This is a genomic window from Streptomyces sp. NPDC012888 (assembly GCF_042900645.1).
GTDB lineage: Bacteria > Actinomycetota > Actinomycetes > Streptomycetales > Streptomycetaceae > Streptomyces.
Window position 1 is genome coordinate 37,855 of the sequence record NZ_JBIBBM010000010.1, and the last position, 14,400, is coordinate 52,254.

At 71.6% G+C, this 14,400-nt stretch carries 10 protein-coding genes; 4 read left to right on the plus strand and 6 right to left on the minus strand.

What is annotated here, in order from left to right:
• Positions 1-535 precede the first annotated feature (535 nt).
• Positions 536-1,375 (minus strand): helix-turn-helix domain-containing protein, encoded by an 840-nt coding sequence (locus ACFY61_RS18850; RefSeq protein ID WP_389473654.1) that lies wholly within the window; start codon positions 1,373-1,375, stop codon positions 536-538.
• Positions 1,376-1,984: 609 nt separating this feature from the next.
• Here ACFY61_RS18850 and ACFY61_RS18855 point away from each other — a divergent pair.
• Together ACFY61_RS18855 and ACFY61_RS18860 are read left to right on the plus strand one after the other, a co-directional pair.
• Positions 1,985-2,173, plus strand: a complete 189-nt coding sequence (locus tag ACFY61_RS18855; RefSeq protein ID WP_389473318.1) for a hypothetical protein — start codon at positions 1,985-1,987, stop codon at positions 2,171-2,173.
• A gap of 117 nt (positions 2,174-2,290) precedes the next feature.
• The gene (locus ACFY61_RS18860; RefSeq protein ID WP_389473320.1) at positions 2,291-2,809 is read left to right on the plus strand and encodes a hypothetical protein; all 519 of its coding nucleotides are present in this window, start codon (positions 2,291-2,293) and stop codon (positions 2,807-2,809) included.
• Positions 2,810-3,772: 963 nt separating this feature from the next.
• Here the strand turns inward: ACFY61_RS18860 and ACFY61_RS18865 are convergent.
• The 3 genes from ACFY61_RS18865 to ACFY61_RS18875 all read right to left on the minus strand — a co-directional run bounded on the left by ACFY61_RS18865 (position 3,773) and on the right by ACFY61_RS18875 (position 7,101).
• Positions 3,773-4,165 carry a hypothetical protein gene (locus ACFY61_RS18865; protein WP_389473322.1) on the minus strand — a complete coding sequence of 131 codons (393 nt, stop codon included), beginning with the start codon at positions 4,163-4,165 and terminating at the stop codon, positions 3,773-3,775.
• Positions 4,166-4,696: 531 nt separating this feature from the next.
• Entirely contained in the window at positions 4,697-6,661 is a 1,965-nt protein-coding gene (locus ACFY61_RS18870; protein WP_389473324.1) for a tetratricopeptide repeat protein, read from the minus strand.
• Positions 6,662-6,690: 29 nt separating this feature from the next.
• On the minus strand, positions 6,691-7,101 hold the full coding sequence (locus ACFY61_RS18875) for a hypothetical protein (RefSeq protein ID WP_389473326.1): 411 nt from the start codon (positions 7,099-7,101) through the stop codon (positions 6,691-6,693).
• A 226-nt stretch (positions 7,102-7,327) separates the two neighbouring features.
• On the opposite strand from ACFY61_RS18875, the gene ACFY61_RS18880 reads away from it, so the two are divergent.
• Both ACFY61_RS18880 and ACFY61_RS18885 read left to right on the plus strand, forming a co-directional pair.
• Positions 7,328-7,675, plus strand: a complete 348-nt coding sequence (locus tag ACFY61_RS18880; RefSeq protein WP_389473328.1) for a helix-turn-helix transcriptional regulator — start codon at positions 7,328-7,330, stop codon at positions 7,673-7,675.
• Positions 7,676-7,695: 20 nt separating this feature from the next.
• The gene (locus ACFY61_RS18885) at positions 7,696-7,851 is read left to right on the plus strand and encodes a hypothetical protein (RefSeq protein ID WP_389473330.1); all 156 of its coding nucleotides are present in this window, start codon (positions 7,696-7,698) and stop codon (positions 7,849-7,851) included.
• A gap of 1,022 nt (positions 7,852-8,873) precedes the next feature.
• Here ACFY61_RS18885 and ACFY61_RS18890 read toward each other — a convergent pair.
• Together ACFY61_RS18890 and ACFY61_RS18895 are read right to left on the minus strand one after the other, a co-directional pair.
• Positions 8,874-9,716, minus strand: a complete 843-nt coding sequence (locus ACFY61_RS18890; RefSeq protein WP_389473332.1) for a serine peptidase — start codon at positions 9,714-9,716, stop codon at positions 8,874-8,876.
• A gap of 65 nt (positions 9,717-9,781) precedes the next feature.
• The gene (locus ACFY61_RS18895; protein WP_389473334.1) at positions 9,782-14,020 is read right to left on the minus strand and encodes an AAA family ATPase; all 4,239 of its coding nucleotides are present in this window, start codon (positions 14,018-14,020) and stop codon (positions 9,782-9,784) included.
• Between the last annotated feature and the right edge of the window lie 380 nt (positions 14,021-14,400).

Genomic DNA, 14,400 nt, shown 5'->3' on the forward strand with positions numbered 1-14,400 from the left:
ACCTTCCGCTGCTCCGCACTACCGCCCGGCTAAAGCACTGCACCTCCGCCGCGACGCGGGTCGCTACGGCCCCTCCGGTGGTCGGCTGGTCAGCGGGTGGGCAATTGCCGGTCGTAAACCTTCAGCTCCGAGGCGGCCGGCGCCTTGGCCTGTTTCTGGGAGGACCGCCGCGCACGCTGCGCGGTGGTCTCACGCGCGCCGCCGGACGGGGCGAACTCCAAGGGCCCGGCCGAGCCCGCGCGCTGCTCGTCGCGGTGACTGCCCCGCTCTACCAGGAGCAGCTGCTGCTGCGGGCGGCCCGGACCCGGCCCTCCCACGCCGGGCCGCCGCCGCGCCGCCGCCGGCGCCGCGGCGGGCGGGCGGGCGGGCGGGTTCTCGCGCGGTCCCGGGGAGGCGTCGGCGCGGCGGAGCCTGCCCCTGGAGCAAAGAGGTCATCGGCCGCATCGCCGCGTGCGGCCGTCACGCAGCCCACGGCCCTGCCGGGTTCCTGCGAGCGGCTGTTCCCTCCTCGGCCGGCCCGCGGCCGGTACAACAATCACCTCCGGCAGGGCAGCGATGTCGCAGTCAGCAGCTCCTGGGCGGCGTGGGCGATGAAGCGGCGGCTGTTCTCCGGGTTCAGTGCCTTGGCCTGGAGGTGGTCGTACATGACGCTGTAGTGCTGTACGTCGGATCGTTTCTCCAGGTAGAGGTCATTGGTGAACCGCTCCAGATAGACCGTCCCCGCCTCGCTGTCCGGGAAGCGGAGGATGGAGAACTGTCCCGAGACGCCCGGGTGGGCACCCGCCTCGTGCGGCAGGACCTGCACGGTGATGTGCGGCTGCATGCCGAGGTGGTTGAGGTACTCCAGCTGTTCGCGCATGACCGTGGGACCGCCGACCATACGGCGCAGTGCGGACTCGTCGAGCACGGCCCATAAGCGGAACGGCCGGGCCGGGTGGTGGGCCCGGGCCTGGCGGCGCAGCCGGACCTCATGGCGCACGGCGATCTGTTGCGCGGTGGCCAGAGGGATCGTTTCCTCGATGACGGCCCGGGCGTAGGCCGGTGTTTGCAACAGGCCGGGGATCACCAGGGGCTCGTAGGAGTGGATCGAGGAGGCTGCCGCCTCCAGGCCGATGTAGACGGCGTAGGGAACTTCGCCGCAGGCCACCCACCACCCCTGCCGGTCCGATTCCGTGGCCATCCGCATCAACGAGTCGACGACCTGCGGGTCTGTAACTCCGTAGAGGCCGCACAGGTCCCGCACATCACGAGCCTTGATGGCTCGACGGCCGTTCTCCAAGTGGCTGATCTTGGGCTGGGAGATCAACAGACGCCCGGCCACCTCCATGCTGGTCAGGCCACTGGCCTGCCGGAGCCGGCGCAGCTCCGCGCCCAGCCGACGTCTCCGGTCGGATTTCCATACCCCGCCACAGCGGTCTACCTCCGGCTCGGGACTGTCTACCAGCCCACAAGAACTACGGCCGGGCCGGGCAGACTCACCGCACGGTGATGATCAACGGCCCCGCCGGTGAGTGTCACGCCGCGTGAACGCAGCTGCGTGCACAGCCCGAGCAGGATTCACCCGGATGCCACGACCTTTCACCTACCCGCTGGCAAAATCCGCCCACCCGTTCAGTGCCGGGTGGGGACATGCTTCAACGACTGGCAGCCCGGCACCCCTACGCTTCAACCCCGCAGTACAGCGGCGGGTGACGCTGCCGTGGCGCTTGTAGTCGATCTCTACTGAGCCGATCGGGGCGACCCAGCCGAGGCGTACGACGTGGTCGAAGTCGGCTCGGCGGTGCGGCGGGCGGCCTGGGCCGGGCCGAGGGGCACGTGCCTTTCGAGGAGGAACGGCAGGTCCCGGCGGCGCGCGAGGGCCGCCACTTGGTCCGGGTGGACGTCAGGGGAACTTGGGGTCACCGCCGAGGTAAACCAGCAGGCTGGCCTCACGAGGCGGCCCACTGCCGAGGCGGCGCCCCTCCGGCGTCAGCGGCGCGTTGCGGTGCCCGGCCACTCAGCGGACGAGACCAGCTATCCGCGCGGGTTCCTCGCCGGTGACGTGCCGGTGCTCAACGAGGTGGTGGGCCAGGTCGAGGACCTTGGTCCACAGGGGATCAAGGGCCTCGTCGACACGGGCGGTGATCCATGCATCGTCAGACCACTGGTCCGGGCTTTAGGGCCGGTCGCGTGAAGTCTCACTCGTCCGGGCCGGTCCAAATCGACATGTGTCCGGTCGGCTGGACAGGGTGGACTTCCGTCTGCGGGGCGGACGTGGATACGGGGTCCCGCCTCACCGATGGGAGCATCCATGCGCGGTCATCTCGCGCGCGCCGCCAAGAAGGTCTGCCTCGTCCTGGCCATGCTGGGCCTGACCCTGTCTGTGGCCACGACCCCCGCCGCGGCGCAGGACATTCACCGACGGACTGTCGTGCTGCCCCTCAGCGGCACGTTCCGGGCGTTCGGCTCAGAGCCGATCGACGTCACCGGCAGCATCCGCGTTCGGGTCGTCACCGAGACCGAGCCGGATAGCGGGGGCACTGCCCGCGTGACGAGCACATTGCTGCGTACCACCGGCATCGGCCAGGTCAGCGGCAACCTCTACCGTCTCGTCGGCAGTGACACCAACGTGGTCGCCTTCCCGCCTGGCCCGATCACCCCGCTGACCTTCCGCCCCACCTTCTACAACATCTATCCGCCGGACCCGATCATCCCGATCGTCCCGCCGCACCCGATCCAGCCTGTCATCGTCAACGTGACGCTTGCACCGGACGGTGCCATCACCAACATCGGCGCACTGATCGACCCGGGCTCGGTCGACAGCCCCTGAGACCAGGACTAAGCACACAGACGGCCCGGCATCCCGCGCGCGACAGGAGCCGGGCCGCACCGCGGGGCCCCTGCACCGGCCCCGCGCCATGAGAACGCGTGGCTGCTTGCTCTGGGACGATGGTTGCGCTCCGGACGGCGAGGAGCCCCGGGTGCTGCCGAAGCCCAGGTGGGCAGTCGCCCGACGAGGGTGCCGGACAGGCGGGGTGACGTGGCCGGAAGCCCGAGGCCCCGCCGCACCGCCGGCACCGCGCACGTTCCAACGTCCCTGCGCACCGACCGACCGAAGTACCTCCGTGGGAAGCCAGCCCGCTGGTACTGCCCGGTCACACCGCCTCCATCGCCGTCGCCGTACCAGCAACCGATCGCCGACACCGCCTCGGCCGGGCCGCGGCCACCATCAACGACCGCTCCACCACCCTGGCTCTATCCCTCACCCTCACTCTCACCACCCCCCGCCCGAGTCACGCCCAGCACGCTGCGTACAGGCGATAAACCCGTACCGCCCCACCGTGCGGGCTCCGTGGCGGTGCAACAGCCCGCCGGTGAGGACGAGCAGCCGACCCCGCGCCGTACGCAGACCGACAACCCTAAACGGGCGCGGCCCGGGGGCCGGAGGGCCGACTGCGTCTAGGGAAGCGTCACCCCGCCACACGAACCGGCCCACGTCACCGGGCCTGCCGGGGTCGGCCGGCACGTACTCCGAGCGTCCCTCCAGCCCCACCACCCGTGCTCCGACATCAGCAGCGCCCCGTCCACCAACTCCTCCGGAGGCCACCCCGTCACGTCGAACGGCGTGCCATCCAGGCGGCCACCGACCAGTTCCACGTAGTCGTGACCCGGCCTGAGGCCAGGCTCCGGGTCATCCGGCTCGCGGCCAGGCCCGGCACGGCTTCCGCGGCCTGGGCCAGCATCGGCTCAACCGGCGGCCTGATCACCAACACCGCGAATGGACCCGGCGTAGTCAGCCAGCACGCCGACGCGAGTGGTATTCGGAGCCGACGCCTTCCGGCGGAGTGAGGGACGGCGGCGGATCGTCGCAGCAGAGGACGGCGAATCCCATGCGTCCGTCCGGCAGGGGGCGCTGGACGACTCGGTGGTCGAGTCGTCCGGTGATCATCACGGCCAGCAGGCTCAGGTACTCGCCGTGCAGGACGGCGTCCGGGAGAGCCTCGCCCGGCGTGCTCAGCAGGGCAGGGTGCCCGTCAGCCAGCAGGCGGCAGGTGTCTTGCGCCGCACGGATGACCGCGGTAAACCGGTCGGGGTCCAAGCGCGCATTGAGCAGCTGCAGATACAGCTCCAGGGCACCGTCCGGGTCGCCGTGCGCGGTGGTGCCGCCGTCATCGTGTCCGCTCACCACCACAGCCCTCCTCCACGCACCGCACGACTACTGCAGCCCCTGCCAGCCTATGACTGCAAGCATGCGGGGGTAGCTGGCTTGGGCATCTTCACCCCTCTCGTGCAACGGTGACCGGGCCCGGGCGGGCACCATCACGGCAGACGGCCAGCAGCAGGGGCGCGCCAGGGTGGGGGCGACAGCCGCCGGGGGCGGACATGGCCACCAGTGAGCCAGGTACGTTCGCTGTGCGGGGTGCGGCCCAGGCCAACAGGGCCGCGACGGGGGCCGCACCCCGCCCAGCTATCCGCCCGGCCGGGCCCACCTCGACTGCCGGCGGCACACCAGCGCCGCAGACGGGGGACGGCGGTCCCCATGGTTCCGTGGCGCTGGTGGGTGCGTCTCGGAAAGTGACCCGGAGCTCCCTGGGGCGGCCACCGGAACGAAGGCGGCAGCAAGCTACCCCCGTGTCGGGCGGGGCCTGGGCATCGATGAGCAGCACCTCGGCCGTACCGGTACGGGTTGGGGGCGTTCTGGGCCGGGCCGGGCGGGTCAGGGGCTGCTCTCGTCCCTGGCGTACGCGAGCGACTGCCGGTATCCGCGGGTGTCCGGGTGGTCGGGACCGAGCACGTGTTCCGCGTCGGCCACCAGGGCTTCGAGCAGGGCGGCGGCCTCGTCCAGCCGTCCCGTCCGCCCGTACGCGTAGGCGACGTTGTTCCGGGCGAAGAGGGTGTACGGATGCATCGGGCCGAGCAGTCCCGCGATGTTCGCCAGATGTTCCTCGGCGAGGGCGGTGACCTCCTCGGCTGCCCCGGCCTGCATGCACGCCCCGATCAGGTTGGTGAGCACGCTCAGGGTCATCGGGTGTTCGTGGCCGAACTCTTGGATGCGACCGGTGAGGGCCCGCTGTCCCATCTCGATTGCGTCGTGCACCCTTCCGGCCGAGGCGAGGATGACGAGCATCTGCGCGCGGGTCATGACGACGTACCGGCCCTCCGGGCCGTGCAGCCGCTCAAGGTCGCGCAGGGTCTGCCCGCCGAGCCGGCACGCCTCCTGCGTCCGGCCCACGACCCCGTAGGCGAGGGCGAGGTTGCCCCGGGCCGCCAGGGTGTCGTCGTGCTCACCGCCGAAGGTCTGGCCGGCTTCTGCGGCCATCCACTCCCAGTAGTCCAGCGCTGCCTCCCGGTGTCCGGCGTTCGCCAGGCTTGAGCCCGCGCGGTAGAGGACGGGGTGCGCCTTCGGCAGCCACAGGTGGCGCCCGGCGGTCGCCGCGAGGACGCCCGTATTGGCCCGCAGGACGGCCGCCCATTCCCCGTGCGGTTCCTCCGGATGCGGCCAGACCTCGAACAGCGCCTCAGCCGCCACTACCGCGATGCCGCGCAGCTCCCCGTCCGGGATCGTCTCGCGGACCGCGCGGGCGGTGAGGGCGTGGACGCGGGCCCAGTTCGCACCACAGGTCAGGAGCGCGTAACGGTGCAGCACACGCAAGGTCGTGTGGACGGTCGCCGGCTCGGCGCCTCCCAGATACGCGCGGACGGCCGGTGTAGCCCACAAGGCCCCGGGGTGGCCTGCGGGGTCGAGGAAGGCTGCCAGGCGGAGGACGGGTACGGCGAGGCCCGCCGGGTCGGCGTCCTGGGCGGCGTCCAGAGAGAGGAGGAGCGTGGTGGCGACCGCCCGGCCGTAACCCTCGGCGTCGGCATCCGGCGGCAGCACCTCAGCGAGCGACCGGGCAGCGGTGAACCGGGCCAGGTAGGTGGTGCAGGGCAGGCCGTGGTTGATCATGTAGGCGGCGGCGTGGCCGAGCGCGAGCGGCAGACGTCCCAGCCTCTGCGCCAGTTCCTCCACGGCCCCGTCCGCGAGCCCTGCCTCCTCGGCCAGGCGCGCCCTCAGGTAGGCGGAGGCCTCTGCGGGGTCATACGCGTCGACGGCGATCCGTCGCCGCCCGCCGCCGGTCAGCCGGGCATCGTGGAGGCGGGTCGTGGCGAGGACCCTGCCACTGCCGGTACGGCTCGCCGGCCACAGGGGCTTGATGCCCGCCGGGTCGGTGACGTCGTCCAGAACGACGAGCCAGCGCCGGGAGGTGGTGGCCAGCCAGGCCAGGAAGGCGTCGGCGTCGGCCTCCGGGTCGTCCCCCCTCACGCCGGGGGCGCCGACCCGCAGAGCGGCCTGGGCGTAGCAGGCGACGACCTGCTGGGGCTCGGTAGCCGGGGCCCACACGACGAGGTCCGTTCCCTCGGCGAGGGCCTGGGCGGCGTAGGAAGCGGCGAGTTGTGACTTGCCGACCCCGCCGCCGCCCGTCAGGACGTGGGTCAGTACCGCCGTACCGCTCCCGGTCCGTGTGGCGTCGATCTGTTCCCGCAGTGCGGTGCGGGGCTGGAAGGCGGAGGCGAGAGCGGGCGCGGAGCCCACCTCCAGCGGCCAGCGCACGGCGGCCTCGCCCTGGGCGGGCGGCTGGTGCACGATGACGGAGCTGTAGGGGCCGAGGGCGCTGTAACGGGCGTCACCGCCGACGGTCACACCATCGCGGTCCTTCCGCCACCAGGGGCTCACCGGCGCTCGCTGCCGTCACCGAGGGCGCTGTCGTGGACATCGCCGAGGACGACCGTGGCGTCCCGGGCCGCCCGGACATCCTCACCCGCAGCCCGCGGAGTGCCGTCGGCGTCGGGCTCGGTGAGCGGCGGCCGGGGCTGGGTGGGCGCTCCGGCGACCGTGGAGCCCGTGCCGAGCGCGCTGCCGGTCACGGTCCCGGCGATGACGGTCGCGCCACGCCCTGCCCTGATCTGGCGCGCCAGGCCGGCCGGGGCCAGGAAGGTGTACGCGGCGAGCCCGAGGGTGACCAGCGCGCCGAGCACGCTCGCGACCCGGTCCCCGGTATCGAGGTCGACCAGGACCACAATCCCGACGAGCCCCAGACCCACAGCTCCCGCCCCGCCCGCCACGATCCGACCGATCGTCATGACGCCTCCCCACGAACGCCTCACTTGCGTATCAGGCTAGGGCGTGCCCGAGAGATCCGCGTCGGATCAGGACAGCTCGTCGATACATGGGATCGCCGTGCGGCCGGGCGCCGTCCCAGCAGTGCTCCTTGGGCGTTTCGGCCGTACGGCGAGCGTGCGCGCCTTTCGCTCATAAGCTTCACACCGGGGGCGGATATGCGAAGCGCGGTTCGCATGATGGAGGTCAATGGGTACCTCGACGGCGCGCGGCGACCACTGGACGTTTCTGACCAATCACGCACGGGTGCTGCTGTGGATCGCCCGCGACCCCGAAGTCCGGCTGCGCGAGGTCGCGGCCGGGATCGGGATCACCGAGCGGGCGGTACAGATCATCGTCGCCGACTTGGAGGGAGCCGGGTACCTGACCCGCACCCGTGTGGGCCGCCGCAACCACTACACCATCGACCCCACCGTCGCCCTGCGCCACCCCGCCGAGGCCGACCACCCCGTCGGCGACCTCCTGGGCGCCTTCCTGCACCGCGAGGACACACCGGACCCCGCGCCCGCCGAGCACGAGGCGGCCACCCCGCGGTGACCGGGGAGCCGCTGCCGCCGGTGGCACGCGAGGTCATCACCGGCCTCGTGGATGCGGTCCGCGCCGGGGACGATCCCCGGATCGACCGCCTTCTGGAGGAACTTGTCCGCATCGGCAGTCCCGATGCCCTCTGCGAACTGCGCAGACAGCTCGCCAAGGGGCCGATGTCGCCGTAGAGGGCGGCGTGCAGGGCAGCGGCCAGCTCGCGAGCACGGTCTTCGCCGTCCACGTCATGCAGCACGAAGTACACCGGACCGGCGGAGGAGTCCGGGCGGATCTGCCGGGTGCGGATCAGGTGGATGACTGCCTCGCGGACGACCCCGTACACGCCGGCGTCGATGCCGTGCTCCGGGGCGGTCAGAGCGTCGGGCTTAACCGTCCATCTCGGCCCCTGCCGCTCGACGGCGACGAACACGACCCGTTGCTGCTTGGCCCGCCGGTACGCGGCGTTGAAGGCGTCCGTGCCGGTCGCGTCCGGGATCCGGTCAGCGGGGCAAGGGATCGGCAGCGGCTGCATGAGAACCATCCTCCCAGGAACCGATCGAGCCGCCTCTAGGCGGACGTTCCTGCGTGGCCGGTGGCCTGAGCGGGCCCTACGGTCGGAGTATGAGCACCCGCTCCACGACCCCTACGGAGGAACGGCGGGCGACCGCGTACTCGACTGTGCTGGCTCTCGTCTCGCATCGCGCCAGGGCCGTTGAGAACGGGCACTGTGGGTATCCGGAAGCGCGAAGGCGGGCGAGCTCTCCGGTGCCGCAGTCGACCTCGAAGGCGCGGCCGCACTCGACACTAGCGCGGCACGTGCAGCCCGTGGCCGAGTGCTGGAGAAGGCCGGCCAGGACCGCACGGCGTGGACGCTTCATTCTCGCGGAGCGTGACCTCGCGGTTGCGGCGGCGTGTGGCCGCCAACGTCGGGCTGTTGAGTCTGGGGACTGCGATTCCACGCTCTGGCGTCGGGGCAGCGTCAGCCTCCCTCCTTGGCCCGTGCCGGGCCGCGTGAACAGGATCCCCGCCTACCCCGAGGGGCTGGGGCCTTTGCGCTGCGAGGGCGGTGTTATGTGCGGCCCGGACCGGTGGATGTGGGAGTGGGGCTGCCGGACCGGTGGGCGTATCCACGGTGTGCCGGGTCGGCACGCCGGCACGCGGCGCGTTCTCGTCAGCGGCTCCTTGAGGGTGTGCTGCGGATGGTGCGGGGTTGCTACGCGAGTGTGTCGAGCAGGGTGCGCAGCTGTGGGGTTGCGAGGTAGTTGGTCGCCTTGTGGAAGTCGAAGGCGTGGATGGGTTCGTTCTTCGGCTCCTGTACGCCCTCGAAGCAACGTTTCACGCCTCCGGGCGGGATGGCGACGAGGTCTCCTGGGTCGGCGAGGTTGATCCAGCGGGCCACGTTGGGCGGGCGCCTGCCCAACTCTGCGATGGGGGCGGGTTCCAGGCGGGGGAAGACGGCGTGCGGCAGTGCGAGCGGCGAGCCGAGCGTGATGAGGAGCTCGACCTCCAGTTCCGGGTGCTCCCACATCGTCTCGTACGCCACGACGGAGCCGAGTGAGTGGGCGATGACGACGTCCGGCCGGTGGGTGGTGAGGGCGTCGGCGACGCGGGATCGGGCCTGGGGACGCGCGGGGCCGCGGAGGTAGGCGGCGACCTCGCGGAAGCAGAGCGCGACGAACCATTCGGTAGCAGCTTGTCCGAGCCCGCGGCTCTTGGCCAGCCAGGCCAGGCCCTGACGGAGGGGAGCGGTGAGGCGTCCGGCGGCGGTCGCCTGGGGCAGCCCGCAGGCGTCGAGCCACTGGGCCACCAGGGCCTGCTCGTAGTCGTCGAGCGAGTCCAGGTCGTTCGCCCCCTGGCTGCCCTGCCGCTGGATCAGGTCTGCGTAGTAGGCGATCGTCACGGTGCGGTGGCCCTGAGCACGGCCGTGCTCGCGCAGCTCGCCGCGGGAGCCGCGTGACAGTGCCTTGGTCCAGATGCCGGCCAGTTCTGCGGCCGCCTGGTCTGGCGACTGGGCGGGGCGGAAGTTGCCCACCCCGTGAACGCCCAGAATCCTCATCCGTCCTCCTCCATTTTCTGTTCCATCACCATGACTTCGGCGCCCAGTCCCAGGACGAGCGGGCCTTACGGTGCGAAGGCGGCAGCCGTGACTTCGAGGCCCACGGTCACGGGGACGGCGGCGCCGCCGAGTAGGTCCCACATGTGCAGCGTCCGGTCGAAGCTGCTGCCGGTCACGGCGACGGTCCGGCCGGCGAGGGTGGTGCACGCCACGGCGGATACCGCTCCGCCGTGCCTGCTGGTGAAGCACTCGGCCTCCTCGCCGGTAGCCAGGTCCCACGCCTGGACTGAGCCGCCGAAGCTGCCGGACACGGCGATGGGCCGCCCGCCGACGGTGGCGCACGCCAGCGCGGACACGCCTCTGGACATGGCGGTGGGTAGCCTGCCTGCCGGTCGGCCCGTGGCGAGGTCCCAGATGCGTAGCGGAATTTCGTAGGTGCTGCTGCCGGTGACGGCGATGGGCCGGCCTTCGAGGGTGGTGCATGCGACCGCTGACACGCCGCCGGCGTGACCGGTCAGGGGTCCGGTGACCGGCCTGCCGGACGCCAGGTCCCATACCAGGACCCCATCGTCGTACACGCTGCCGGTGACGGCGACGGGCCGGCCGTGGAGACTGGTGCAGGCCAGCGCCGACACTCCCATGGTGTGGGTGGTCCGGGGCTCGCCGATCAGCTCCCCCGAGCTGAGGTCCCAGACCCGCACCACGGGGTCCAGGCTGCTGCCGGTGACGGCAAGCGGCCGGTCGCGGTGGGTGATGCAAACGACTGCGGACACGCCTCGGGTGTGTCCCGTGAGGGGAGCACCGGCGGGTTCCCCGGAGGTGAGGTCCCAGAGGCGGACCGTGCCGTCGTCGCTGCCTGTGACCGCAGTAGGCCGGTCCCGCACCCTAGCGCATGCCACGCCCGTAACCGCTCGCGTGTGGCCGGTGAGCGGTCGGCTGTCGGTCCGGCGGGCTCTGATGTCCCAGACCCGTACGGTGGGGTCGAGACTGCTGCCGGTGACGGCGACGGTCCTGCCCTCAAGAGCGGTCAACGCCACCGAGTCCACTCTCCGGCTGTGGCCGATCAGGGGCTCGCCGATGGGTTGGGCCGTTGCGAGATCCCATGCCCGTACCGTGCCGTCCTGGCTGCCGGTGACGGCGAGCGCGCGTCCGTCCAGGTGGGTGTGGGCCACCGCGGACACGGGGCTGGTATGGCCGGCGAGGGGAGTGCCGATGGTCTGGCCGGTCTTCAGGTCCCACAGCCGCACCAAGGGGTCCGCGGAACTGCCGGTGACGGCCACGATCCGGTCGCGCAGCCAGCCGCATGCCAGCGCCGACACTGTTCCCCCGTAGGCACCCGGGGCCTCACTGATGAGTTGGCCGGTGACGAGGTCCCACACCTTCACCGCGCGGCCGAAGGTGTCAACGGTGACGGCTACGGGGCGGTCACCATCCATGGTGCAGTCAACGGTGAGTACCGCATCCGGCTGCTTGGTGAAGCGCTCGCCGACTGGTTGCTCCGAGCTGAGGTCCCACACGCGCAGCGCCCCGTTGAACCGGCTGCCGGTGACGGCGAGGGCCCGGCTTTCCGCAGTGCGGCACGCCGCGACGGACACGGCTCCAGGGCGCTGGGAGCGCTGCTGGCCGATCAGCCGGCCCGAGCCGAGGTCCCACACCAGGACCGTACCGTCGTTGTCGCCGCTGACGGCCACGGTGCGCCGCCCGACGGTGACTGCGGCCACCCCCGAGACGGCGCTGGTGTGCCCGGTAAGGGGGCGTCCGACCGGTCGGCCCGAGCTGAGGTCCCAGACCCGGACCACACCGTCGTCACCTCCGGTGACGACGACGGCCCTGCCTTCGAGCGTGGTGCACGCCACTGCTGACATTCCGCCGGAGTGGCTGTTGAGCGTGTTGTAGAGGCGCGTGCTGAGTGCGCTGGCCGTGGCCCAGCGAGGCCGCCAGCTCTCCGGGGGCAACGGCTGGGTGAGGCGGTGGTGGAGGCGGGTGGCGCGGTGCCGGGCGGCGTCGGTGGCCAGGTACGATCGGCGGATTTCCGGGTGGGCGCTGCGGTGGTGGTGGAGGGAGGCTCGATAGACGGCTGCTGCCGCCTGGCCCTCCCGGAAATAGCCGCCGGTGTGGAGAGCCGGAGTGAGGGTGTACGGGTCTGCGTGCACGAGGAACTCGGCATCGGTGATCAGGGCATCGGTGTCGTCGGTGTCGGCCGCGTGCTGGATCGCGTGGCGGAGCAGGTAGGGGGCCGCATTGGCCCAGGCGATCCCGTTCGCGGTCGTGCGTGAGGCAAGCAGTGTGTCCAGGACGAGGATGGCCGCGGGCATGTAGCCGTCGGCCTCGGCGTCGCGTTGGTCTGCAGGCCGGTAGGGGTGGGCGCGAAGGTGGTCGGCGAGCCCTTGGTGGAAGGGGCGGTACAGGGTCGTGCCGTCGGTGTCGACATGGGTGCGCAGGTAGAACGTGGACTCGTCGAGGATCCGCGGGAACGTACCCGTATCAGCAGCGGGATGCAGGGCGTGCGCCAGGGGGAAGGCGAGTTCGGCCGGCATGCCGTTGCCCTTGGCGTGCGCGATCGCGACCAGGAGCGAGCGTGCGGCGGCAGGGGTGGAGCGCGCTGCGAGGTCGAGTTCGAGCACCTCGGGCAGGGTGACGGGCACGCCGCCGCCCAGACGCTGGGCGGCCGGAACGTCTGCGGCTGCGGGAGTGGAGGCGAGGTAGCTGGTGAAGACGGAGGCGACCAGGAACTCCCCCCATTTCTCGCCCTGCTGGCCGGTGCGGGCGAGGCGGGTGGCAGCGGTTCGCGCGAGGTGTTCGCGGACGGGCCGGTGCGGCCCGTACCGGTAGCCGTCGATGTGGGATAGCGCGTCGTCCAGGTACGCGGCCAGGTCCTCTTCGAGTTCGTCAGCGGGGACGCGGTCGAGGTCGATGAGCAGGCCGGTGGCCGCAGCGTTGCTCCTGATCTGGTGGAACTCCTCCCACGGGCGCATCCCGAGCAGTAGTCGGCACAGCGGGCGGCCGTCTGCGCGGCAAGCACGGCTGAGGGGGAGGATGAGGCTCTCGGTGACCTGGCCGGGGTTGGCGGCCTCGTCCAGAGCGTCGACCACGAGCACCGGCGGGTCCGGAAAGCCCTTCAGGGCGTCTGCGAACGACTCGCTGGTCCACTCCTCTTCGGGCTTCGTCAGGTGCAGTTGGCGTGCCAGAGCGTACAGCACGGCGTCGAGCGTGCGCTGGCGGGCCTGGACGGCTGCCAGCCGCTCGTGGAAAGCGGGCCGGTACTGGCTGGCCAGCCGTTCGCGGATGTGAGCCGCCTGCTCGGCGAGCTGGACGTGGGCCGCGCACATCAGTGCGCCGAGGAGAGCGGACTTGCCGGTGCCGGGGCTGCCGGTGACCACGCACAGACGGGTGGCGCCAGGATCGTCCAACCAGGGTGCGAGCAGACGGAGCTGGCTGCGGCGGCCGGTGAAGTGGCGGCCGGGCTTGTCGGTGAAGTGGCGGGCGTCGACCGGGTCGACTTCCTCCAGGAACTCGCGTACTGGCGGGTCCAGGACGGTCCGCCGGGCGCGGACGGGGTCGGCGGCGAAGGCGGGGTGCGCGGGATTGGGGAAGAAGGGTAGTACGGGGCGGGGAGCGCTGGGGTCCATCAGTGTGGCGCGTACGGTCTGGAGCCGGCCTCCGGCGGCTTCCAGTCGCATGCCGATGTGTCGCGCCACCAGGTGGAAGTCGACGTACTCCTGTGACGGATCGCTGCCGAGTCCCGTCCGCGCGAGGTCGTCGAGGACATCCGCGACGGCGGCGCTGAAGCGGCCGTCGTAGGCCTCCTCGCTGCCGTCGGAGGCACTGATCACCCAGGCGTAGGTCTGCTGCCCGGCCTCGTATACGGAGCTGGGCAGCCTGGCGGCCACGCCGGAACCGCACAGGTCGACCAAGAAGAGGGACAGGCGCTTCTCGGCGTGGCTGTCGGAGATCCACTCCGCGACGTTGGTGCCACGGCCGATGAGCCCGTCGGAGGGGACCAGGTCCAGCCGCATCCGGGCCGGGTCCGCCCGCCCGTGGGAGATGACGTGCACGATCCTGTGGGCGTCCGCTGCTTCCCCACCCGCTGGTGCCAGTGCGCGCGGCAGGTCGTCCCGGACGGGGTCGACGTGGCACCGCACCTGGTAGCCGAGTCCAGCGAGGGCATCACGCACCCGTGGAACCAGCGGCTGCACGAACTCCAGCGCAGGCCACACCGCTGCCCCGACCGGCACTTCCTCGCCCGCCGGCACGTCCGCACGAAACGTGCCGACACCGATGACCAGTGCATCGCCTCGCCTCATACACCCCCTCCCCCAGAACTCCCAGCATGGTGGCTGGCGAACCGGTGCGATGGGGAAATGCATCAAGTCACGGGGCCGGCCACCGACCGGGTTGCGACGCGGGCTTGCCCAGCACGCTCGCGGCCATCAGCGGCCGACTGCTTCGGGATAGCGCTCGCGACGTCGGTGCGGGTCGTCGACGCCGATCTCGTATCAGGGCTCGCCGCGCTGGAGCCGGCGAACAGCAGGCCCTCGATGGCGATCCGGTCCCTGCCCGGCAGCCCCCACCAAGCCGCCCGGCACCACTCCGCCCACCCATCAAGGCTGCCAACCCAGGAACACGCTACGAAGTCCGTGACTTCGTCGTCTGGGCCCACCGCCGCCACCACGCCCGCGACCTC

Bases quoted from the DNA above. Each gene is read 5' to 3' on its own strand.
- ACFY61_RS18860 (WP_389473320.1), top strand. From the start codon at position 2,291: ATGCGCGGTCATCTCGCGCGCGCCGCCAAGAAGGTCTGCCTCGTCCTG.
- ACFY61_RS18875 (WP_389473326.1), bottom strand. From the start codon at position 7,101: ATGACGATCGGTCGGATCGTGGCGGGCGGGGCGGGAGCTGTGGGTCTG.
- ACFY61_RS18880 (WP_389473328.1), top strand. From the start codon at position 7,328: ATGGGTACCTCGACGGCGCGCGGCGACCACTGGACGTTTCTGACCAAT.
- ACFY61_RS18890 (WP_389473332.1), bottom strand. From the start codon at position 9,716: ATGAGGATTCTGGGCGTTCACGGGGTGGGCAACTTCCGCCCCGCCCAG.
- ACFY61_RS18895 (WP_389473334.1), bottom strand. From the start codon at position 14,020: ATGAGGCGAGGCGATGCACTGGTCATCGGTGTCGGCACGTTTCGTGCG.